General features: G+C 43.3%; 16 protein-coding genes, 1 tRNA gene and 1 other RNA gene. 2 read left to right on the top strand and 16 right to left on the bottom strand.

Annotated features, from left to right (window positions below; all coding sequences use genetic code 11):
• Positions 1–8 precede the first annotated feature (8 nt).
• The gene (locus B9N78_RS15955; protein WP_085104070.1) at positions 9–1,679 is read left to right on the top strand and encodes a CgeB family protein; all 1,671 of its coding nucleotides are present in this window, start codon (positions 9–11) and stop codon (positions 1,677–1,679) included.
• Positions 1,680–2,009: 330 nt separating this feature from the next.
• Here B9N78_RS15955 and B9N78_RS15950 read toward each other — a convergent pair whose 3' ends face one another.
• The 15 genes from B9N78_RS15950 to B9N78_RS15880 form a co-directional block, all read right to left on the bottom strand.
• Entirely contained in the window at positions 2,010–3,728 is a 1,719-nt protein-coding gene (locus tag B9N78_RS15950) for a sensor histidine kinase (RefSeq protein WP_085104068.1), read from the bottom strand.
• A 113-nt stretch (positions 3,729–3,841) separates the two neighbouring features.
• Positions 3,842–5,299: a cysteine--tRNA ligase gene (gene cysS / locus B9N78_RS15945; RefSeq protein ID WP_085104066.1), complete on the bottom strand. Its 1,458-nt coding sequence runs from the start codon at positions 5,297–5,299 to the stop codon at positions 3,842–3,844.
• An 83-nt stretch (positions 5,300–5,382) separates the two neighbouring features.
• A complete protein-coding gene (locus B9N78_RS15940) occupies positions 5,383–6,285 on the bottom strand; it encodes a hypothetical protein (protein ID WP_085104141.1) in 903 nt (300 codons plus the stop codon).
• Between the two features lie 4 nt (positions 6,286–6,289).
• The gene (gene ispD / locus B9N78_RS15935; protein ID WP_085104064.1) at positions 6,290–7,519 is read right to left on the bottom strand and encodes a 2-C-methyl-D-erythritol 4-phosphate cytidylyltransferase; all 1,230 of its coding nucleotides are present in this window, start codon (positions 7,517–7,519) and stop codon (positions 6,290–6,292) included.
• A gap of 75 nt (positions 7,520–7,594) precedes the next feature.
• Positions 7,595–7,960, bottom strand: an RNA gene (rnpB, locus tag B9N78_RS15930) — RNase P RNA component class A.
• 53 nt (positions 7,961–8,013) lie between these two features.
• A complete protein-coding gene (locus B9N78_RS15925) occupies positions 8,014–8,799 on the bottom strand; it encodes a zinc ribbon domain-containing protein (protein WP_085104062.1) in 786 nt (261 codons plus the stop codon).
• 162 nt (positions 8,800–8,961) lie between these two features.
• The gene (locus tag B9N78_RS15920; protein WP_085104060.1) at positions 8,962–9,771 is read right to left on the bottom strand and encodes a Nif3-like dinuclear metal center hexameric protein; all 810 of its coding nucleotides are present in this window, start codon (positions 9,769–9,771) and stop codon (positions 8,962–8,964) included.
• A gap of 207 nt (positions 9,772–9,978) precedes the next feature.
• Positions 9,979–10,054 (bottom strand) — tRNA-Ile (locus B9N78_RS15915).
• Between the two features lie 128 nt (positions 10,055–10,182).
• Positions 10,183–10,692 (bottom strand): D-glycero-beta-D-manno-heptose 1-phosphate adenylyltransferase, encoded by a 510-nt coding sequence (gene rfaE2, locus B9N78_RS15910; RefSeq protein ID WP_085104058.1) that lies wholly within the window; start codon positions 10,690–10,692, stop codon positions 10,183–10,185.
• Positions 10,693–10,717: 25 nt separating this feature from the next.
• Entirely contained in the window at positions 10,718–11,488 is a 771-nt protein-coding gene (locus tag B9N78_RS15905; RefSeq protein ID WP_085104056.1) for a YkgJ family cysteine cluster protein, read from the bottom strand.
• Positions 11,489–11,502: 14 nt separating this feature from the next.
• Positions 11,503–13,173 (bottom strand): glycosyltransferase family 2 protein, encoded by a 1,671-nt coding sequence (locus B9N78_RS15900; protein ID WP_085104054.1) that lies wholly within the window; start codon positions 13,171–13,173, stop codon positions 11,503–11,505.
• Positions 13,174–13,270: 97 nt separating this feature from the next.
• Entirely contained in the window at positions 13,271–15,346 is a 2,076-nt protein-coding gene (locus B9N78_RS15895) for a glycosyltransferase (protein WP_085104052.1), read from the bottom strand.
• A gap of 69 nt (positions 15,347–15,415) precedes the next feature.
• Positions 15,416–17,197: an amino acid ABC transporter permease gene (locus tag B9N78_RS15890; protein ID WP_085104050.1), complete on the bottom strand. Its 1,782-nt coding sequence runs from the start codon at positions 17,195–17,197 to the stop codon at positions 15,416–15,418.
• A gap of 101 nt (positions 17,198–17,298) precedes the next feature.
• Entirely contained in the window at positions 17,299–18,120 is an 822-nt protein-coding gene (locus B9N78_RS15885; RefSeq protein ID WP_085104048.1) for an ABC transporter substrate-binding protein, read from the bottom strand.
• 62 nt (positions 18,121–18,182) lie between these two features.
• Positions 18,183–18,911 carry an amino acid ABC transporter ATP-binding protein gene (locus tag B9N78_RS15880; protein ID WP_085104140.1) on the bottom strand — a complete coding sequence of 243 codons (729 nt, stop codon included), beginning with the start codon at positions 18,909–18,911 and terminating at the stop codon, positions 18,183–18,185.
• 407 nt (positions 18,912–19,318) lie between these two features.
• Between B9N78_RS15880 and B9N78_RS15875 the strand changes: the two genes are divergently transcribed.
• Positions 19,319–20,767 carry a sigma-54 dependent transcriptional regulator gene (locus B9N78_RS15875; RefSeq protein WP_085104138.1) on the top strand — a complete coding sequence of 483 codons (1,449 nt, stop codon included), beginning with the start codon at positions 19,319–19,321 and terminating at the stop codon, positions 20,765–20,767.
• Here B9N78_RS15875 and B9N78_RS15870 read toward each other — a convergent pair whose 3' ends face one another.
• A complete protein-coding gene (locus tag B9N78_RS15870; RefSeq protein WP_085104046.1) occupies positions 20,768–21,835 on the bottom strand; it encodes an ABC transporter ATP-binding protein in 1,068 nt (355 codons plus the stop codon). It abuts the gene before it with no gap.
• Between the last annotated feature and the right edge of the window lies 1 nt (position 21,836).

The following is a 21,836-nucleotide window of genomic DNA, read 5'->3' as shown; positions in this document are numbered from 1 at the left end:
ACTTTTAAATGATTAAGACTTACTCCGTCCGTGCTATCTCTAAAGATTCAGCCCTGCATGACATATGCATTTCAGCAGCTAATAAAACAAAACACATGTGGGGAAAGTTCGGACCTGAGAAGGAGGCAAGACTGGCCTCGGAAGTCACCGCGGAAAAAATACCGCTTCTCATAGGATCAGGACTCGGAATTGCCGCACAGATTTTACTTGAACAGACAAAACGACCACTGCTCATACTTGACTGTGAAGAACCGATTCTTGCTGTCAGTGATTTAAAGAGAAAATTTCAAAATCATCAGAATGTCTGCTGGATAAATACTTCTTCACCGGCCAATGCAGTCAGACATATTTTAGAACTCAAACGTCAATACAACCTTGAAATTCAGCTGCTTACTATCCATTTTTACCTCAGACTTTCACCATTTTATGCAGAAGTAACCAGGCTTATTGAGTCAGGTTCCGCAATTGAATCTCAAACTCCGTCATGGCCGAAGTTCCAATCTGAAAATCCTAGAATACTTCTCCTGACAAGCCAGTATTTTTTGATGGGTGAAATCGTCGCGGCCTGTGAAAGGCAATCCATTCCCCACATGTTCATCAATATGGACGCCAAAGAGATGGACCTTGAAGCCTTTGTCTCGAGAATTTCTTCTGCGCTTAACATTTTCAGGCCGGATTTTGTTCTGACCGTTAATCACTTAGGTGTTGATCAAGAAGGTGTCTTAAATAACTTACTTCACAAGTTCAATATTCCTTTAGCCTCTTGGTTTGTCGATAATCCTATGCTACTGCTTCCGCTGTATAAAGCACAGGCTGACATCAATACGGCCATATTTACGTGGGATGCTGACCGAATGGATTCTCTAAGGGATATGGGGTTTGAAAATATTTTTCACCTTCCGCTCGGAACAGATCAGACACGATTCAAGCCAAGTAACGGGTGCAGTGAGCCCAAGTGGGACAGAGATGTCTCTTTTGTCGGTAATTCAATGGTTCATAAAACAGCACGCCGCCTTGAAGCCGCAAAGCTTGATGATCTATTGAAACTTCGCTGGAAAGAAATTGCACATGAATTTGCAAATAAATCCGAACCGTCAGTTTATAATTATTTAAAGACGGATTTTCCAGAGCTTATCCAAAACTATGAGAAGCTGGACTCTCCATACAGAAAACTAGCTTTTGAAACACTTATTATCTGGCAGGCAACACTCGAATATCGACTTGAATGTGTAAAGCAGACACTAAGATTTTCACCGATGATAGTAGGAGACAACGGCTGGAATGAACTTCTTAAAAACGAAAAATCATGGGAATATCATTCAGAGCTTTCATACTATGAAGATCTTCCCCGCTTTTATCCTTGTTCAAAGATTAATTTCAACTGCACAAGTCAGCAGATGAAAGGAGCTGTCAATCAGAGAGTCTTTGATGTTCCAGCATGTAACGGGTTTATTCTGACAGATCATAGATACCAAATGGAAAAATTATTTGAACCGGAAAAAGAAATAGCAGTCTACTATAGTTTAGACGAAATACCTGAATTGATCGAAAAATATTCTGCCCACCCGGACTTGCGAAATAAAATAATAAAAGCAGCACGAAAAAGAATTATGGCCGAACATACATATGACTGCCGGATTAAAACCCTGATTAACTGCATGCGCAGTGCATACATTTGATAAAAACAAAAGCCCTTGAACAAAGTCCAAGGGCTTTTAATAAAAACTTTACTCATAAATTGTCATAAACTAATCGTCTTTCTGCTTCGGCCTGTCTTCCAGTGTGCACTGCTGATCACGGCAGCCGCCAGAAGGCTGTCAGGGGCTGATGCCTAACTTTGGCAGCACCACCTTAAGCAAGATAAATACACCGGCAAAAATTCCGGCAAGAGCTAATAAATTCGACATATCAAACCTCTCAAGATTGTTTCGGGTTTACATTACAAATAACTACCATATAGATAAAGTCAATTGCAATTGCAATAATCAATCTTTAAAGCTGATATCGTCTTAATATTTTAAATTAACAAAGAAAGAAAATTTTGATCCAACACCAACAGTGCTTTCGGCTGAAAGCTTACCCCCCATCATTTCGACTAACTTTCGGGAGATAGGAAGCCCTAAGCCCGTTCCACCGTATTTCCGTGAAGTTGATGAATCAGCCTGGGTAAAGCTTTCAAAAATCGCACTTATTTTATCCGCAGGTATTCCAATACCTGTATCCGAAACGGAAAAAACAATATTGCCGTCCTCACCGACAACAACCCGAACATCGACAATCCCTTTCCCTGTAAATTTTACGGAATTACTTATTAAATTAGTTAAGACCTGCCTGATCCTGGTTGGGTCACCGGTTACTATTTCCGGAACTTCATTTTCAATATTGCAGATAATCTTAAGACCTTTTTTGCTTGCCTCAACATTAAGTACGGATACGACTCTTTCGATCATTTCGCGAAGTATGAACTGATGTTTCTCTATTTCCAAATGCCCGGCTTCAATTTTAGAAATTTCCAGAACATCATTAATAACTTCAAGCAATGATTCTCCGGCAGTACCTGCTACTTCCAAAAAATATTTTTGCTCATCATCGAGTTTTGTTTCTTTAAGCAGCTCAACCATTCCGAGAATCGAATGCATAGGAGTGCGAATCTCATGACTCATATTTGCTAAGAATTCACTTTTAACTCTATTTGCACCTTCAGCACGTTCTTTTTCTTCCTGCACAAGCTGCAGCGTCTCATTTATTGATTTGGAAAGATCCGTCAGCTCATCATCGCCGCTTAAAATCACCTGCAACCTGTCTCTCTTGCCACCAGCTCTCACTGTTCTGGTTCCATCAAGTTGAGATTTCAGCTTTCTAACTCTCGACACAAAAATAAAATTTACAAAGAAATATGTACAAATGCCAAGACACAGCAAGACAGCAATCATATAAAGGGAAAGCCCAAGATTCATAGATTTACCCATGGAATTAAACCCTTCGTAGGCTTTCATTCTAAGTAAAACTAACTGTTTACCAAAAGTATCATGCAGGACCTTATATGCTATGAGAGAACTCCCACGAATGCCTGAATGTTCAAAAAAAACTTCTTTTCCATCTTTACTTCGTAATTCTGTCAGTGAAAGGTCCATACGAAGATTTCTTCCTAATTCAGCAATATCATTGTCACCGAAAAAACGCCCCATAACTAAAGTTCCACGAGGATCTTTAGTTTTTAAGCTGTTAAATATTTTCTGAGCTGAAAACTGCACGATTGAATGGGAAATTCGTATAAGACCTGATGCCCCTTCAGGACCGACGGACTTCACTAATTCATTTCCACTGCATCCATTAAGTAAAAAACAACCTAAAATTGTATCATTTCTTACAGGGAAATATGTTTCAAATATTTTCCCATTACTATCGATAAACAAAATGAAATCTAAATCAAATGTGTTGAACATATCCGGAACAAAATTTGAGCTGATAAATTTTTCATTATGATCTTCCATAAACTTATAGGAGTCATCCCGCCATGCCAAGTTACGGCAAAGGTGACTTAAATCATCAGCTGATTTTGAAATTGCATATGAAGCACGATCAAAATTCTTATTAGCCAAAGATTTTTCAATCAAATAAGAATTCTGATTCATAAATTGATTAATTCCGCTCAGTGTTGCTATCAGCATAATGGCACACATAAGCAGAACACTCACTATTGTCTTAGTCTTTAATCCTATCCTCATTGCTGGCAGCTCCTTAGATCATGAATCACTACTACTTAAGTGCTGACTATGCAAAAAAAAGAAACCGGAAAAATCCGGTTTCTTTAATAACTGCTCGGTGTTGTGCTGCGAATTTAGATTACGTCCCAAACAGGACCATGAGAAGTATCTTTGACTTCTACTCCAAGCTCTAAGAGAGCATCTCTGATTCTGTCAGATTCAGCAAAATCCTTATTTTTTCTAGCTTCCTGACGAGCTGAAACAAGCTCATCAACTTTGGCAACTTCAATTCCTTTGCGCTCAAGCATACAAAGTTTAAGCTTTGCTAAAAACGTCTGAGGCTTTTCAGTGAAGACACCTAAAACTCCGCCCCATTTTTTCATATCAGCAAGAATACGAATCCAAGCGTCGCGTCCGCCTTCGCTTTTGCGCCAAGCTTTATCTTCTGCGATGCGTCCGGCAAGACGGATAATTGTGAAGATATGCCCCATTGCGCCGGCAGTATTCACATCGTCTTCCATTGCAGCATCCCAGCCATTTTCTGCATCTTCAAGCTCAGCCAACACTTCAGCTGGTAAGGCCGCCTTGGACCATTTATCTTTATCAAGAGCTTCTTCCATCTGTTCCATGGCTACATATACGCGGCGAATGCCTTTTTCGGCATCTTCAAGAGCTTCAAAAGAAAAATCAAGAGGGCTGCGGTAATGCATTGTTAGCAGGAAGTAACGAAGCGATTCAGGCAGAAACTTAGCAAGGATATCTCTGATAGTAAAAAAGTTGCCGAGAGATTTTGACATCTTTTCTGAATTAATCTGCACAAATCCATTATGCACCCAAAAACGAGCCATCTGCTTTCCGGTTGCGGCTTCACTCTGGGCAATTTCATTTTCATGATGAGGAAAACTCAAATCCTGCCCGCCACCATGAATATCGAAAGGAAGTGACAAATATTTTTCGCTCATGGCTGAACATTCAAGATGCCAGCCGGGACGTCCCTGTCCCCAAGGACTTTCCCATGAAGGTTCACCCGGTTTTGCTGCTTTCCAGAGAGCAAAATCAAGTGGATCTTCTTTTTCTTCACCGGGCTGAATCCGTGCTCCGGACTGCAAATCTTCAATATTCCTACCGGAAAGCTTGCCGTATCCTTCAAAAGAACGGACTTTAAAATAAACATCACCGGAAGGAGTTGAGTAAGCATGCCCCTTATCGATAAGAGTCTGAGTAAGTGCCAACATTTCAGGAATATGCTCAGTACACTTCGGTTCAATATCAGCGCGAAGAATATTCAGTTTATCCATATCCACATAAAACTCACCGATAAATTTTTCAGCAAGATCTGCAGCAGAGACACCAGATTCATTTGCGCGGTTGATTATTTTATCATCAATATCAGTAAAGTTGCGTACAAATGTAACATCATACCCTTTGTACCGCAGATACCGTACTAAAACGTCGAAAACAACCGAGGAGCGTGCATGCCCGATATGACAAAGGTCATAAGCGGTGATACCGCAAGCATACAAACTGACCTTATTGCCATTTAAAGGAACAAATTCCTCTTTCTTACGTTCAAGTGTATTATAAAGGCGCATAGCCACTCCTTGTTCTCTTTGCTGGTCCTAAAAATTCAACCTAATTGCCAATTATTACTAAGTCAAAACCAATTAAAAACTTATCATTTTCCTTGTATTACAGGATCGCTTGAGGCTGTAACTCCGTATAAACTGAGTAAATTTTCAAAGCTGTTGCCCATAAAAGCGTAGAGAAGGGGAACAGGTTTAGCAGGCTCAAAGCGTAAAACGAAATATTCCGGTTTTGCTATAAACTTCATGAGTTCCCCATAAAAATTTTCAGCGTAGCCGTTTCCAGTGCTTCGGGATTTTTGCATTTTAAGTTGAAGATCTTCAATCACCCCTTTGCGGTAGTCATCCAGACTGACTTTAGCTGAAGAAGCGGACGACTCAATCATTCTGGAAATAAGAGAATCGTCATGCACGATAATTCCGGCGTCTAAAACCTTTACTCCGATTAAACCGCTAATTCCCGGCCTATCCAGCTTAACATTTTCAAGGTCAAATCCTATATTCAGCTCGCAAAAGTTTTCACCTTTAAAGTGCAGATCATGTACTGACAGCTGTTTAGCTTTATCCTCATATATGTAGTCAGCCGACAGGTCAAAAGACAGCTCATCATAACCCATCTTACGAAAATCACGGGTTAAAGTTCCCATATTCATAAAATCAACAGGAACGGTCACACCCTGAGCCTCGCCTTCGAAAAAGTAAGGAAACCTATGTGAATCGTCAAACTTTTTAACTGAAATAACTTTTGCCGAGCAAGTTCCGCCGACTGCAAAGTCGCAACGAACATTCCAGACTTTTACGCTGCGGTCAAACGGGTTTATCATGGCGCGGTCGAAATCAATATTTGCAATATCAGAATATCTGGCTGCAACCTCTCTTACTTTTTGAGCAGAGTAATCTTGCAGCTTAAAATAGCCAGCAACTCCGGCAATAATTATTATCGCCAGAGTCAGAGTGAAAGCTTTCAAGTATTTATTTGTACTCTTTTCACTCATGATCTCAGCCTTTAACAATCCGCTTCAATCCTGTCACAGCAGCAACGGCTTTAATGCCTTTTTTTTCACCGGTAAAACCGAGTTTTTCTTCGGTAGTTGCTTTTACATTAACCTGCGACTTATCAAGCCCCATGAGTGACGCAATATTTTTTTGAATAAGATTTCGGTGAGGGGAAAGCTTCGGTATCTGAGCGATGACGGTCAAATCGACATGAACTATTTCAACTCCGGCTTCATCAGCTTTTGCCAAAACTTCTGTAAGAATTATGCCGCTGGACATATTATCGCAGGCCGCGCTGGTATCAGGAAAATGGAGCCCGATATCACCGCCGCCGAAAAGGCCGAGAATAGCATCCGCAAGAGCATGCAGGAGAACATCTCCATCAGAGTGGGCAACAACCTCCGGTCCACCGGGAATCGGCACGCCGCCGATAACCATCGGCCGTCCGGAACCATATCGGTGCACATCGTATCCCCAGCCGACACAGGGAACGGGTGGAATTTTTTCTTCAAGTCTTTTCAAATCTTCAGGATTTGTAATCTTCACGTTCGACTCCTCTCCCTCACAAATATGGACTTTAACTCCGGCCGTTTCACTATCTTCTGACTGGCCCCCGAGCATTTCAACCATCGACGCGTCATCCGTTACATCCCACTCTTTCTCACCCGCCATTTTGTGTGCGGCAATAAGAACACGCAAAGAAAAGCCCTGCGGAGTTTGAACAGCGCGAAGGTTTGATCTAACCAAAGTTTGTTTGACAGTATCTCCGTCAATTTCTTTAATTGTATCAGTCACTTCAACTGCCGGAATAACAGCTGGAAGACCGCTTTTAAGCATATCTATAATATTGGAAGTGAGAGGACCTGAAGCAAAAGGACGGGCAGAGTCATGAACCAGAACATATTCACATTTGGGAGGTAAAACGCTGAGTCCGTTAAAAACGGAATCCTGACGCCTGACTCCTCCGGCTACAACTTTAAACGGCAGCCCGAGTGAATCCGATCCGTCAAACCCTGAAACAACTGTTTTCATTTCTTCAACCTGATCAGGCGGAAAAACAAAAACAAGTCCTGAAATACGCGGTGTATTTGAAAAAGTAATGGCAGAATGCCAGAAGAGCGGAAAGCCCTTCCATAAAAGAAATTGTTTTTTTACCCCGCCGACAGATGCAGCAAGGCGTGTTCCACTGCCTGCGGCTAAAATAACAGCCCAGACTTCACCGGATTTACTCATATAATTCTCCCTTATCCGCACTCTTCCCACGCCCGCAGGAAAAAATCAAATATGATCAAGGGAAGAGTCAAAAAAAGATGGAGTCGGACTGTAAGCCGGGTTTTGTTCCCGCAAAAACGGGATAATCATCATTCCTCTAGGACGTATGTTACCATACGCCTCAAGCAACCTACCCGAAAGCTTCAGCCGGGCCGGCCTCAAGCGCTTTTCTATTTGGTCTTGCTCCGGACGGGGTTTGCCTAGCCGGTCATGTCACCATGGCCGCTGGTGGGCTCTTACTCCACCGTTTCACCCTTACTCCGGTGTATAAAACACCGGGGCGGTCTGTTTTCTGTGGCACTTTCCCGGAATCACTTCCGCTGGGAGTTACCCAGCGCCCTGCCCTGCGGAGCCCGGACTTTCCTCCCCGGTGTTACCCGCGGCGATGATCTGTCCAACTCCATCAAAAAAAAGGGGAGTAAAACTCCCCTCAACTTTATTTAACTTTCAAATCTCTAGCTATCGTCTTCTGCGGCAGCGCCTTTTTTAGGCTTAGCTGCTTTTTTAGGCTTAACTACTTCCGGTTCTGGTTCACCAGGCAGCCAATAAGTAAGACGCTGACAGTTAGGACAGCTGATAATCTGCTTTCCTTCCTGTAGGCTGTTGTAAATCTGCGGAGGAATCATAATATTACAACCGGTACAAAAAGAGTCAATTACAGGAACGATTACCGGATGAGCTAAACGTGAGCGGATAAATTCATATCTGCCGAGAATCGGAGCAGGAACAACCTGTCCGCATTTAGATCTCTGCTTGTTAAGTTTATCAAGCTTAGACTGCGCACCGGCAAGTTTAGTTTTAAGTCCAATACGTTTTTCTGCAAGCTCTTCATTCAGAGCTTCGATTTTCGCATTATTCTCAGCATACATGTCGTTCTGGCGAGTAATTTCTTCCAGAACAGTTATTTTTTCTTCTTCGCGCAGTCTGTTGAGCTTTTCGAGGCTATCCATTTCACGCATCATTGCATGATATTCTTTAGTTGTGCCAACCAGCATCAACTTGCTTTTGCTCTTTTTGACTTTTACGCCATCATCTTCGATTTCAAATTCGAGCTTTTTCTGCTGCTCTTTCAGGTGGGCAAGTTTCTCTTCAAGCTGTTCTTTACGCTTTTCAAGCGCAGCATGGCGAGATTCTAGAGCTGCCACATCCTTGGGAGCCTGGTCGATTTCTGCTTCAAGAAGAAGAATGTCATCATCAACCTTTTGCAAAACTACAAGCTGTTCTACCTGTTTTTCATACATTATGGGTCCCCTTTTGCGAATGATTCATACAAATCTACGCTACATCGATGTTCGGAAACTAATGAGCAGTCTATGCCCGCCTGTCCCGTAATAAAAACACATTTAAAACTTCGTAAGGCCTATACGAAGCCCTAACTTTCTCTAGAGTTATAAAAGTCCTGCTTAGGACTTACAGACACCCTTTCCTTGCACATAATAGGCAAATGGATTGTGTCCGGTAAAAAATCTTACTTCAACGCCGTCTTCCAGATTCTGCTCTAAAACAACAGCAAAGCGGCGCATCATCTCCTCTTCAAGAGAAAAATGCCCCACATCCAGAACGGCTCCGACACTCTCTTGCGCCGAATGATATTTAACATCGCCGGTGATAAAAACATCCGCACCCTGTGCAAAAGCCTTATCCATAAGCGATGACCCTGAACCCGGGCACATGGCAACTCTTTTGACTTTCTCAGGAGCCGGTCCGCTGACTGCGATGACCTCGCACCCTGTAGCAAGAGCTACCCGTTCTACAAAATTTTCAAGAGGCAGAACAGATTCCAGATCGCCGATGCAGCCGTATCCGAGGATTTCACCCGCATCATTTTCTGCAACGACATCAAGAACCTTAAGATCCTGAAGCTCAAGCTCACGCCCAAGCCACGAGACAACTCCACCGAACTGAACATCAAGCGATGTGTGTGCGGCGCAAAGAGTTACATCTGCACAAAGAACCTGTTTCATTACATCCCGAAACCAATCAAGCTTCGCAGGGAGTCTTTGATCGATTGCCAGCGGATGGTGGGTCAGAATAAAATCTGCGCCCCAATCCAAGGCTCTGGAAATAACATGGGGCATAGGATCAAGAGCCACTGCCACTTTTTTAATTTCTCTTTCAGGACCGACAATCTGCACACCGCAGTTATCCCACGAAGCAGCATAGCCTGATGGTGCAAACGTTTCAACAAGACTGATTACATTCGATGTTTTCATAAAAACCACCGTACACTCTCGCGCCGTTACTGACAAATGCACTTATAAAACAAAAAAGTCCTCTCACCTGCTAATACCACAAAATATCAATTTCGAAGAAAAGAAGATGCTCCCGCGGGGCTACCCCCTGGGAGCACATAATCTTTCTTAAATAGAAAGTCGTAAAATTCTGGATAGTTTTTGAAATGCATCCATATGATATTTTGGTGGTGGGCCAACCAGGACTTGAACCTGGGACCATCCGGTTATGAGCCGGGGGCTCTACCAACTGAGCTATTGGCCCTTTTTACCAAGCGAGGCGAGCTAAATAGCCCAACTCAGACAACCTTGTCAAGTGCTCTAAAACATTTAGCTGAAAAAACTTTAATAAGTACCTAACACAATTACTCAAAGAGTTAAACAAGATACTTATTACTCAATTTCATTCTCTCTGATAAAACGAATGACTGAAGTAGTGGAATACCCGGGAAGCAACGCAAGACTGAGTACAATACCGCCGCGCCCTTCAACAACATCACGCCCTACTATATTATCAACGGTCCAGTCACCGCCTTTAACAAGCACATCCGGCTGAACTTTTTTAATCAATTCATAAGGCGTGTCTTCATCAAAAATAATTACAAAATCGATGCTGGCAAGCCCTGCCAAAACAAACGCTCTTTGCTGCTGCGAAACAACAGGTCTTTTTTCCCCTTTAATGGAGCGGACGGATTTATCACTGTTCAGCCCCAATACAAGGATATCTCCCTGTTCTTTAGCACGCGCAAGCAAGTCGACATGTCCGGCATGAAGAATATCAAAGCACCCGTTGGTAAAGACAATTTTCTTGTCAGCAGCGGTAGCTCTTATCTTTTCAAACTCATCAGCCGAAAGTATCTTCGGGCTGTTAAGATCAATATTTAATTTTTCAGGCAAATCCATCTCTCCGATAATTTCTACTTTATGACTACTTTTTAGGTGATAAATTCTCAGAAGATCCAAGAACAATAAGTTCCACCCAGTCGAGGGCAAAGTTCAGACACTCTTCTTCATCGCTGAGAATAGCTGCCTGTCTTTCGTCAGAAACTTCAAGTCTCGCAAAGACATTCATATCTTTAATAAATTTAGTAAAGTTATCCACCTGATACAGAGCAAGGAAAACCATATTCAGCTTTCTTTCGTCAAGAACAACTCCTGCCTTGCGGGCGCGAGTCATAAGACGCATGTAACGGTCATTAACTTCGTTGTACTCTTCAAGCCCCTGGTCTTTTAGCCATTCACCGCTGGTCCATTCTTTTTCTTCTTCAAAACCGCGGCAGTGACGTTCCTGTACTATAAAAAACTGCTCAATCATTTCGCCGTCTTCACCGACTCTGGAAGCTCTGCCCAGCGGATAAGTGCGGCATGCTCCGGGCCTGTTCTTATAAACAGAGCAGCCCTCATCGCGCACAAAAGGACAGCTGCGCTTTGAGTTATCAAGCATGCGGAGCTTGGTCATGGGGAAACCGATGTTCGGTGTACGGGTAATATCTGCGTGGTTATGAATAAATTTTTTGCTGTCGTATCCAAGTTCCTTACGTAATCTGAGCACATCATACGGAGTGAGCATAAGATTCAGATCGCCGCAGCATGCGTTGAAACAGGATATTCCGGGATGACATGAAAAAGCAAAAGTTTTGCCGTCTTCGAGTTCCGGCAGATTATTCAAAAATTCTTCGGTTTGATCTTGTTCAGACATTATTCCTCCGTATCCTATTTTGGAGAGCGGCTTTCAAAGATGCCTTTCTCTGCCAGATATTTAATCTTTTTCTCAAGGTCGCGCTGAAGAAGCCTTTCTTCGTCAGCCATAATTTTTAATATTTCACTACGCGGATGCATGGCCTGCATTTTATATTTATTACCCAGAGCGTTTCCTTCCTGCGTAACTGAAATGCGGCTTGCCGCGCCGGTGTTCTTCCGATGCAATATCCGTAGAAACCCTTGATACACTGCAAATTCACCTTTGAGGCAGTTTCGCAGATCGTGCTCCATATCGTCATATTGAGACGGAGAAAGGAACAGGGAAAACCCTCCGTTGTCAAGAAGCTTCTCTGTTCTGAACATGTGACAGCACCCTGTTACGGACACGCAAGGGCGTATGTAATCAAAATATCCGCTATCAAGCACCTGATGATGAAGATCGGAGACTTTAAACGGATTCGGGGCAATTTTAGTCAGATCAACTTCCGGCCCGTCACCTTCTTCCCCGGACGGTTGAATCAGGTGCAGATCCACGGACTGCATTACCGCAGAGGAGACGTAATCCACCACCTTACAGCCCCATGCTCCGGCATCAGGATATTCCTCAGCAGCAGCTCCAAGCCGCAACAGCCAGTCCGGCAGAACTTCAACATCATCGTCAAGATAGATTGCAAAATCACAGGCTTTGACTTGCGGCTCATTCATCAGCCAGTTCCGCGCAGCTGCTGCTCCGACATTAACAGGTAAATCAATACGGACCATGCGGTCCCCGAACTTCAGCTTCCAGCGATCAAGAACTTCGGCAGTGGAATCACTTGAACCGTTATCAAGCACAAAAATTTCAGCATCACCTAATTCAGAACTATGCAACGATCCGAGAGTAGCATCCAGTTCCTCAAATTTATTATAAGAATATAATAGTATTGCAACTTTTCCAGGCAGTGGAACTCTTTTGCTGTCTAATCCCCGCACTAAATCATAGAGCCGTAAAGTTTCTGAACTTCTCCACGGCTGAGCCTGAACTGCAGCAGCAAGAATGTTTACGGCTGACTCACGGTCACCAAGCTCCAACGCAATTGAAGCCGCTAAATTTGCGAAATTTTCAAGACCGAAAGATTCAGAAGCAATATTAAGGGACTTAAATGCTTCTGCCTTATTACCTGACATAAAATAAAAAAAAGCTTTGGCCCCGCTGACAGCCGGAAGAAGTTCAGGACGGAGTTTTGCGGAGAGCAACTCTATGCCGAAATCAAATTCTGAATTAGCCCCGGCATAGATAAGCCCCTGCTGGATCCAAAATAAATTTTCCGGTTCTTTCTCTATACAGGAAAGAATATATGCCCGTATTTTCAGATTATCTCTTTTGGAGATAATTCGTAAAAAATACGAAAGATTATCAGGACGCACCCAATTATCAACGACAAATGAAATACACTTTGCGACAGAAGTAGGAAAAAACGAAACAAGGGCTTCAATATTTAAAAGCTGACGGGCACTGTTGCCGTCTAGAGGATTGGCTGCATATGCTGCCAGCAGCAATTCAACCGCAAGTTGCGGATCTGATTCAAGACAGCGTTTTCCGGTTTCTAATAAATGCTTGCCGCCTACAGAACCCAAAAGCAACTTAGCCCGCACTGAATTATCTATCTCAGACCAATAATTCCCTATAGAGGATGCTTCCATTACTGATGCCACTCCTTACTTGATTAGAACTGCCACATGATAATCTTAAAGACATATAGCACGCATCAAAAAAGTATCAAACGGCTGAAAATGGAAGCTAATCTTCCATGAATGCGTCAATCTCAAGCGGTGTAATCTTTGGCTCATCCTTCGTATAGGAGCTGTAAACACCGAGCAGCGCGCGGGATTTAGCAGGATTACTCATAAGATTTCTGACAATTTTAAGATTGAGTCTACCCATGTTTCTGCGGAGCTCTCCATCATCTATCAACTTTTTAATCGCTGATGAAATAGCGCAAACATCTTCAACAGGACACATGAAACCATTCACCCCGTCACGAATCAGTTCAGAAGTCCCTCCGGCATCGGTACATACCGCGGCAAGCCCTGCATCAAAAGCTTCGATAAGAGTATTGGGCATTGATTCCTGACGGGAACTCATGACGTAAATGTGGGAAGTCGCAAGTAAGCGCACGGTTTCATCGTGACTGACATAACCGGGACTTTCGATACGCTCAAGGGTAGAAGGGGACGCTATATCTTTATAAGCAGAAATATCATTCAACCCTACAGCTATGAAACGGACGCCCTCACACGGGTCATTTGCAAGCAGACTTTCAACAGCTTTTATAAAGACATCAGGCCCTTTTGCATGTCCTGAATTACCTACATAAATAACTGAAGTTGCAACAGCGCGACGCGGTTTGCGTCCGCTTCCGACAAAAGAATTATATACAACATGCGCCCTTTTAGCAGGAACTCCATGCTTCAAAAGCACATTGCGGCATTTAATGGAATTACAGATATATCCGTCACCTACCCGCGCAAATAGAGGAGCCAGCGGATTCGGCTTATAAATTACGCCGCGGTTGAAAAAGAGCTTAAACTTCTTCCCGCCTAGCAAGGACAGACCTTTTGCAAGGCACGCAATTTTAACAGATCTGTTGTGATAGGTATGAACCACATCTACCTGTTTTTCATTAATCAGATCCGCTAGAAATCCTGCAGCTTTAAACAAATTTTTAAAACTGTCTAAAACGACAACTTCTACTCCGATTTCTTCCAGTTCAGGAATAAGGCCGGAATCAGGCGGGACCATGGCCACAACGTCAACACCTGCCAAGCGCATGGCCTTAGCACTGTTGATAAGCTGCCTGCTACCGCCGGAAAGCTTTTCCGTATCAGTAATATATAAAACTTTACCGATATCGTTCTTTTTGGTGAAAAATTTAAAACAGCTTACAGCAACAGCTTCGTGTGAATATATTGAAAGACGCTTACGAATCCACGCAGCATCCTTGCCGGACCCGACACCAATGCGATGAATACGCATAGGATCAGTTCCGAACATATTCGCGGACCGTTCCAAGGTAAAAGTTCCATCAAATCCGCAAGCAACAGCTTCTTCTAAGGAAATGGAATCGAAATGTCCCCAAGGCCAGCAGAGAAATTGACGCTCTGCCCCGTTAATTTCCTTAATCTTTTCCATACAGCGGGTGAAGTCTTCACGGCAGAATTGTCTTCTTTCCTCATCTGTACGCCTTTTGAAAAAGACGCGTCCTTTACGAAAGACCGGCCAGAAACCATTGTAGGCGAAGCTGCTCCCATTATCAAAAACAGGAAGCTTTGAATTAAATCTGCGATATATACCCCATGTAGACCAATGGGATTCGGTAGAATAATCACCGCTAAATCTTAAATCTTTAAAACATCCCTGATGACGACAGGTGTGAGCATAAACTTCCATACCCTTGTCATGGACAAGAGACTTCAGTTCAGCTTCATTCATAAATTGTGAGGTGTCGTTTTCGGATAAGGCTTTAATAAAAGCTTCACGCATGGGCAGCATTGCGGGAACATCAGCTTTCGAGCGAATCTCCCCCTGCCCTATAAAATCACGAACAGCAAAGAAAACTCCGGTCATCCCGCGCTCTTCGAGCATAGGAACAACGTTCAGCCAATTGCTGATATGACAATCGTCAAAGGTAAGAACTACATATTTTGCATCAAGCTTACGCCTGCCCAGACAAATGTCGTACAGGTGATTCGCGCTGATAGTTTTAAATCCCATATCGATGATGGCATCAAGATGGGCCGCAAAGATTTCAGGTGAATGACCGTCTTCTTCGCAGACGGAGTGATAACAAAAAACAGGAACACTCTTACCGAACATGAGACTCTCCGGGCGCTTCAATTAAGAATCCCTCCCCGTATACAACACGCACACGGGGAAGGAAGTCAATTACATCTGCAACCGGAAGGTGTCCGTTGACAACTTCCGCTCAAGGCGTCTTGCCACGATGCTCATCATGTAGCAACATATAAAATATAATGCTGCAACGGTGGTGTAGATTTCAAACGGATAAATCATGAGCCTGTTATTGAGTCCCTGAGCGACAAATGTCAGCTCAAGAACGCCGATAACAAAGGCAAGTGAAGAGTCTTTGAAGATAGCGATAAACTGTCCGACAATAGCAGGAAGCATCTGCTTCAAGGCTTGCGGAAGAATAATTTTACGCATGGTCTGAAGATAAGTCATTCCTGTACTCATGGCCGCTTCAAACTGTCCGGCAGGAACATTCTGAATACCGCTTCGAACTATTTCCGCTAGATATGCTCCGGTAAAAATAGTCAGAGCAATGGTAGCACTCCAGAAAACATTCAAAAATGCTCCGGTCAAAATAGGAATAAAGAAATAAATCCAGAAGATAACCATGATCAGAGGATTACCGCGGATAAGTTCAATGTAAAGGGTGCTGGGAATGAGAAACAGCTTATTCTTGGAAGTTCTGCCGACTCCTACAACAAGTCCGATAAAGAAACTTGCCGTAATTGCTATGACAGACATCAGAATAGAGAATGACAGCCCTCCGAGTCCCCATAAAATTTCATTAGGACCGCCGTTCGGAAATCTCCAATAAATGAGCGTTCCGATATTATCCCAGATAACCTGAAAATTAAATCTGGATAAGCCGATTCCGGCCATGACAATTATTGACAATAAGAAGGCAATAAAAACAGTTTTCCAGATCAAAGTGAATATTTTCGTAACCTTTTCAAGGAAAGCCTTTCTGGCAGCCTGAGCACTTGTCAGATTAAAACCTTCTGTTTTTCTGCGGAAACAGCAACCTAAAAGGGCAGAAATAGCCGCGAGAGGGGTAAGAACAGGCCAGAAAAAGATATCAGCAATTGTGTGACCGATTGTTCTGTTCTTTTTAGGAATAATCTGAAGCTTTAAATTCACCAGATTCAAAATTCCGGCAATAATAAGCGAAAGTGAAAGATATATAATTGTTGCAGCGGTTGTGGCTTCAAAACCTTTAAAGGTGAGCGATTCAATTTGCTGCGAAGCCCAGCAAAGCTCGGAAACACCGACAACCATGGCCAGTGAGGAGTTCTTCATATTATTTAAGAATTCACTGCCGAGCGGCGGAATAATCGCTCTGAAAGCCAGAGGCAGAACAATCTTGCTCAGGGTCTGGAACGGAGAAAGGCCGGATGAATATGAAGCTTCCAGAAGACCTTTGGGAATAGACTGAATCCCCGCGCGGATAACTTCAGCCATAAATGCGCTGGTATAGATACCAAGTGCGAGCGTCGCCGCAACCATCTCATAGTTATAATCAAAAAGAGCATTACGCACACCTTCCGGCAGCCCCATAGGAAGTGCAAAATACCAAAAGAAAAGTTGGATCAGAAGCGGTGTATTTCTGAAAAACTCAACATATGCAGAAGAGAACCAATTTACCGGCTTAAACTGCGACAACCGTCCTAAGCCGAACAAAATCCCGAGTCCCAAAGCGATTCCGGAACTGAGGAGAGATATCGTTATGGTTTTGCCAAGCCCTGCGAGGAGCATGTCCCCCAGCACGGTTCCATACGAAGGATCTTTTTTATAAAGAACAGTCCAGTCAAATTTATAGCCGAAGTCAAAAACCCAGCCGAAATAATAAACCAGCAGAGCTGTCAGTGTGGCTAGACACAGATACTGCACCCAAGTTTTTTCAAGGTAACGATTAATCATTGCTGAATTTTCTCATTGATTCAATTTTTAAAAAAATGACGGGACCGATAAAAGGTCTCGGCCCCGCCTGATCTCGCGATTAAGTGAGATTTATGTATCTGCTAAGGCCACAATTCAATTTTTTCAGTCAGAGGGAAGTAGTACTTGGTGTCAGGGCCATACCATTTATCGTAAATCTTCTGGTATGTTCCGTCTGTCCACATATCCTGCAGGGTGAAGTTGATAGTATCACGCCATTTGGAATCATTTTCAGGAAGACCTACACCATAAGGTTCGTTGGAGAAGAAATCACCTACGAGTTCAAATTTACCCGGAACCTGTGCTGCGTAGCCGAGCAGGATGGTTGAGTCAGTTGACCATGCGTCAACACGACCCATCTGCAAAGCCTGGAAACACTCTGATTCTTTCTGGAAAGAAATAACTTTCGGAGCTGGGTCGCCGAGTGCTTTAAGAGCATTGACTACGTTGATCTGAGAAGTTGTACCCTGCATGGTAGCAATTCTTTTGCCTACGAAATCTTTAAGGCTTTTGAACTTTCCTTTAGGAGCAAGCATTTTCTGTCCGTCAAAGAAGTAGGTAATAGAAAAGTCGATTGAATTGTCACGTGAGCGTTTGTGGGTCATGTTAGAAAGAGACATGTCGATACGGCCCTGCTGCAGGAATCCGATACGAGTCTTGTTGTTAACAGGAACCATTTCAAGCTTAAGGCCGAGTTTTTCTGCAATAGCCTTTGCGATATCAACGTCAAACCCAACCCATTCTTTCTTTTCATTGTAGAAAGCACCTGGAATAGAGTCAGTCATGATACCAGCACGGACAACTTTATCTTTCATAACCTGATCATAGGTTGCTCCTGCGAAAGCAGAAGCAGCGAAAGCCAAAACCAGAGAGGCGGCAAGAGCCAAAGTCAGTAATCTTTTCATTTTTCCTCCAGATATAAAATAAAAAAAGAGCGATTTCCCCGACATGAGGTAACCGCTTTCAGCTAATGGGAGAGGATTTTGCTCAGGAACAGTTTAGAACGTTCATGCTGGGGATTATTAAAAAATTCATCCGGAGTATTCTGTTCAATAAGAGTGCCTTCATCCATAAATAGAACTCTGTCGGCAACTTCACGAGCAAAACCCATTTCATGAGTAACACAAACCATGGTCATCCCCTCACGGGCAAGGGCTTTCATTACATCCAGAACTTCATTGATCATTTCAGGATCAAGTGCAGAAGTCGGCTCATCAAACAGCATTACATTAGGACGCATGGCAAGGCCGCGGGCAATTGCCACACGCTGCTGCTGTCCTCCGGAAAGCTGTGAAGGGTAATCACTGGCTTTATCCGGAATATTAACCTTTGAAAGTAGCTCCATAGCAAGATCCACTGCGTCCTTACGCTTCATATTACGAACCATGGTCGGAGCTAAAATGATATTTTCCAAAACTGTCATATGCGGATATAAGTTGAAGGACTGAAAGACAAATCCTATCTCAGCACGAAGCAGAGGAAGGTTTACTCTAGGTCCGTTAACATCAACACCTTCAACATTTATCTGACCTTCCTGAATGGGTTCGAGACGATTAATGCAGCGGATCATAGTACTCTTTCCAGAGCCTGAAGGTCCGCATACAACAACAACTTCACCCTGTTTAATATGAATATTCAGATCACGCAGAGCATGATATTCGCCATAATATTTATTAACGTTGTTAAATTTTATCACTTTTGTACAAACCCGTTTATTTTTTGTTCTTGAAAGAAGATTGAGCAATTATCAAATGGTAATATTTTCGGCAACCCCTCGCTATTTTTAGTTACAACACCACTTTATAATGCTTTAAGGAATTATTTGCCGAAAAAAATACTGAATAATCAAATACTGCCTAACTTTTTCATAAAATCACAGTTTTTTACAAATTTGTTTATTTCGAAAAAAGAAATTTAATTACATTTTTTTACGCTTTATTTAAAATTACCCCTGATAATAAGCAGGACAGTTGTACTTTTTTTAAGTAACATGGTACATTAGTTCGATTGAAAGTCTCAAAACTGACATTTTAACGCAATTTTATTCCCATCTATAATATTATGGAGTTGAAAAGGTTGCCAGTTACAGATATGAGTTCAGACATGCCTGATAATACTTTACTATTCATAGCCGAACCGCAGTCAGTTACTTCAGTCTTCTCCCCGCTAAAAGAAGCAGGGTTTCAGGCCGGACTTGCCGACAACCTCTCTGGCGCAATAAACTTTATTAAAAAATCAAGCCCGTGCCTGATTTTTACAAGACCGATCATGCAGGGATATTCTGCACAGGCTCTTTTGGCAGAAGCGGTTAACATTGAAAATTTTCCCCCTGTAATCATCTTTTCGCGCAACGGTTCAACGGATGAAGCCCAGAAATTTTTAGAACTGGGTGCTCGTGATTATTGGCTTGAGCCGCTTTCATGGGAAAAGATCAAACTGATGCTCCCTGACAAAAAGCATCCGATCCAGCTGCCTGACGAAGTAGCCGCTCCTGCAAATAAGAATACCAACGGAACACAGGGCCGCTATCAGGTAATCGGCAACCACCCGGCAATGCAGCGGGTCCTCAGCCTTGCCAAGCAGGTTGCTAAATCAAAAGCTACTGTTCTTATTTCAGGTGAATCCGGTACCGGTAAAGAAATGTTTGCCAGATTTTTACATCACCATTCAGATCGAAGCGACCGTGCATTTGTCGCAATCAACTGTGCAGCCCTCCCAGAGCATCTTTTGGAATCTGAACTTTTCGGTCACGAAAAAGGCTCCTTTACCGGAGCTATAAGCCGCAAACTCGGTAAATTTGAACTGGCTTCAGGCGGAACAATACTTCTAGACGAAATCACCGAAATGGAACTGGGACTTCAAGCAAAACTGCTGCGAGTTTTACAAGAAGGTGAAATAGACCGGGTAGGCGGAGTTGAGACAGTAAAAGTAGATGTAAGGGTACTCGCCACAACCAACCGCAATATTGAAAGCGCAGTCAAAGAGGGAACTTTCCGTCAGGACCTTTTTTATAGGCTCAATGTTATTCCGTTAAAACTTCCGGCACTTGCTCAGCGCGGCGATGATATTATGCTGCTTGCCAACTTTTTTGTTGAAAAATACTGCCGTGAGTACGGACTTAACCTACTTGCTTTCTCAGATGAAGCCAGACAGTGGCTCCTTGGCTACGAATGGCCGGGCAATGTACGTGAACTGCAAAACCTTATGGAAAGAGCTGTACTGCTTGCCGGCGCTGGACCGATCGGTTCAAAACATTTTCTTAATGACCCTGATGCATGGATGCCTGAAGAATCATTCCAGCCGATATCCGAATCTTCAGAACTAAGTGGAACTTCACCGGAATCCGGCCATACTGCGAATACACAACTCAGCTCTGAATCAGCCGCGCGCTCAGGAGTTTTGACAATTTCAGAAATGGAAAAACAGCTCATAATACGGAGTTTGGACCAGACCAGCGGCAACAGAACAAAGGCTGCGGACCTGCTCGGGATTTCAGTACGCACGCTGCGCAACAAACTTAATGATTATAAGAAAGCAGGGCTGGATCTGTAATTATTGAGAATGTAGCGGTAAAATCCATCCGTCGGCAATAGTAACACAGACCGTTTCCCCGGGGCTCATCTTTTTGTAACCGGATATATTTAATCTAACAACATCACAATTATCAGGCAAAGAACAAATACGGAGCTCCAGCGCAGTCTGCCCGCCTCTGTAAACACTACGCACAACAGAGCACCGCAGCCCGTCATTGTCCAAGTTCAGCCATTCTCCTTTAAAGGCGCATAAACATTCCCCTGTCGCTGTATCTGCCGGACACCTGACCTTAGCGTGATATCCCTCAAGTTCAATTTCACATTTGCCGTCTGCGCAAGCGGTGACATTCACAGGTATAACACTTCCACGCCCGATGAAACGTGCAACCTGTACTGTGGCCGGACATTCATATAATTCACAAGGTGACGAAACCTGCAAAAGTCTGCCACTATCCATTACAGCAATTCTATCGGCGATAGCCATTGCTTCTGACTGGTCATGCGTGACAAAAACCATAGTAGCTTCAGTTTGGGCATGAAATTCTTTAAATTCATGCAGCATTGATTCGCGTAAGTGGACATCAAGATTTGCCAGAGGCTCATCAAGCAAAACGACGTCCGGCTTCATAACTAAACATCTTGCGAGTGCAACTCTCTGCCTCTGTCCGCCGGACAGCTCCGCCGGACGACACTCACCACGCCCCGAAAGCCCGACGGTTTCAAGAGCTTCGTCCACCCTTAATTTTCGATTACCATTCTTAATTCCGTCGACTTTCAAAGGATACTCAACATTTTCTGCAACTGTCATATGCGGCCAAAGCGCATACGACTGAAAAACTACTCCTACATTGCGATTTTCTGCGCTCACGTGAACAGAACCGGAAGAAAAAACCTTTTCCCCGGCACAGACTGATCCGGAATCTATTTCCTCAAATCCTGCTAAAATACGCAGTATGGTAGTTTTACCGCAACCGGAAGCACCTAACAAAGCAAGAAGTTCACCGTTTTTTACTGTTAGAGAGACAGAATCTACAGCAACAGTTTCTCCATAGGTTTTCACAACATCCTTCAAAACAACTTCAGCCATA

It is taken from the genome of Desulfovibrio gilichinskyi (genome assembly GCF_900177375.1).
Taxonomy (GTDB): domain Bacteria; phylum Desulfobacterota; class Desulfovibrionia; order Desulfovibrionales; family Desulfovibrionaceae; genus Maridesulfovibrio; species Maridesulfovibrio gilichinskyi.
Note: the sequence above shows the minus strand (reverse complement) of the source record. Positions and strands in the feature narration are given on the sequence as shown.

Excerpts from the sequence above, each read along its gene's own strand:
- B9N78_RS15955 (WP_085104070.1), top strand. The coding sequence starts at position 9 with ATGATTAAGACTTACTCCGTCCGTGCTATCTCTAAAGATTCAGCCCTG.
- B9N78_RS15950 (WP_085104068.1), bottom strand. The coding sequence starts at position 3,728 with ATGAGGATAGGATTAAAGACTAAGACAATAGTGAGTGTTCTGCTTATG.
- cysS (WP_085104066.1), bottom strand. The coding sequence starts at position 5,299 with ATGCGCCTTTATAATACACTTGAACGTAAGAAAGAGGAATTTGTTCCT.
- B9N78_RS15940 (WP_085104141.1), bottom strand. The coding sequence starts at position 6,285 with ATGAGTGAAAAGAGTACAAATAAATACTTGAAAGCTTTCACTCTGACT.
- ispD (WP_085104064.1), bottom strand. The coding sequence starts at position 7,519 with ATGAGTAAATCCGGTGAAGTCTGGGCTGTTATTTTAGCCGCAGGCAGT.
- B9N78_RS15925 (WP_085104062.1), bottom strand. The coding sequence starts at position 8,799 with ATGTATGAAAAACAGGTAGAACAGCTTGTAGTTTTGCAAAAGGTTGAT.
- B9N78_RS15920 (WP_085104060.1), bottom strand. The coding sequence starts at position 9,771 with ATGAAAACATCGAATGTAATCAGTCTTGTTGAAACGTTTGCACCATCA.
- rfaE2 (WP_085104058.1), bottom strand. The coding sequence starts at position 10,692 with ATGGATTTGCCTGAAAAATTAAATATTGATCTTAACAGCCCGAAGATA.
- B9N78_RS15905 (WP_085104056.1), bottom strand. The coding sequence starts at position 11,488 with ATGTCTGAACAAGATCAAACCGAAGAATTTTTGAATAATCTGCCGGAA.
- B9N78_RS15900 (WP_085104054.1), bottom strand. The coding sequence starts at position 13,173 with ATGGAAGCATCCTCTATAGGGAATTATTGGTCTGAGATAGATAATTCA.
- B9N78_RS15895 (WP_085104052.1), bottom strand. The coding sequence starts at position 15,346 with ATGTTCGGTAAGAGTGTTCCTGTTTTTTGTTATCACTCCGTCTGCGAA.
- B9N78_RS15890 (WP_085104050.1), bottom strand. The coding sequence starts at position 17,197 with ATGATTAATCGTTACCTTGAAAAAACTTGGGTGCAGTATCTGTGTCTA.
- B9N78_RS15885 (WP_085104048.1), bottom strand. The coding sequence starts at position 18,120 with ATGAAAAGATTACTGACTTTGGCTCTTGCCGCCTCTCTGGTTTTGGCT.
- B9N78_RS15875 (WP_085104138.1), top strand. The coding sequence starts at position 19,319 with ATGCCTGATAATACTTTACTATTCATAGCCGAACCGCAGTCAGTTACT.
- B9N78_RS15870 (WP_085104046.1), bottom strand. The coding sequence starts at position 21,835 with ATGGCTGAAGTTGTTTTGAAGGATGTTGTGAAAACCTATGGAGAAACT.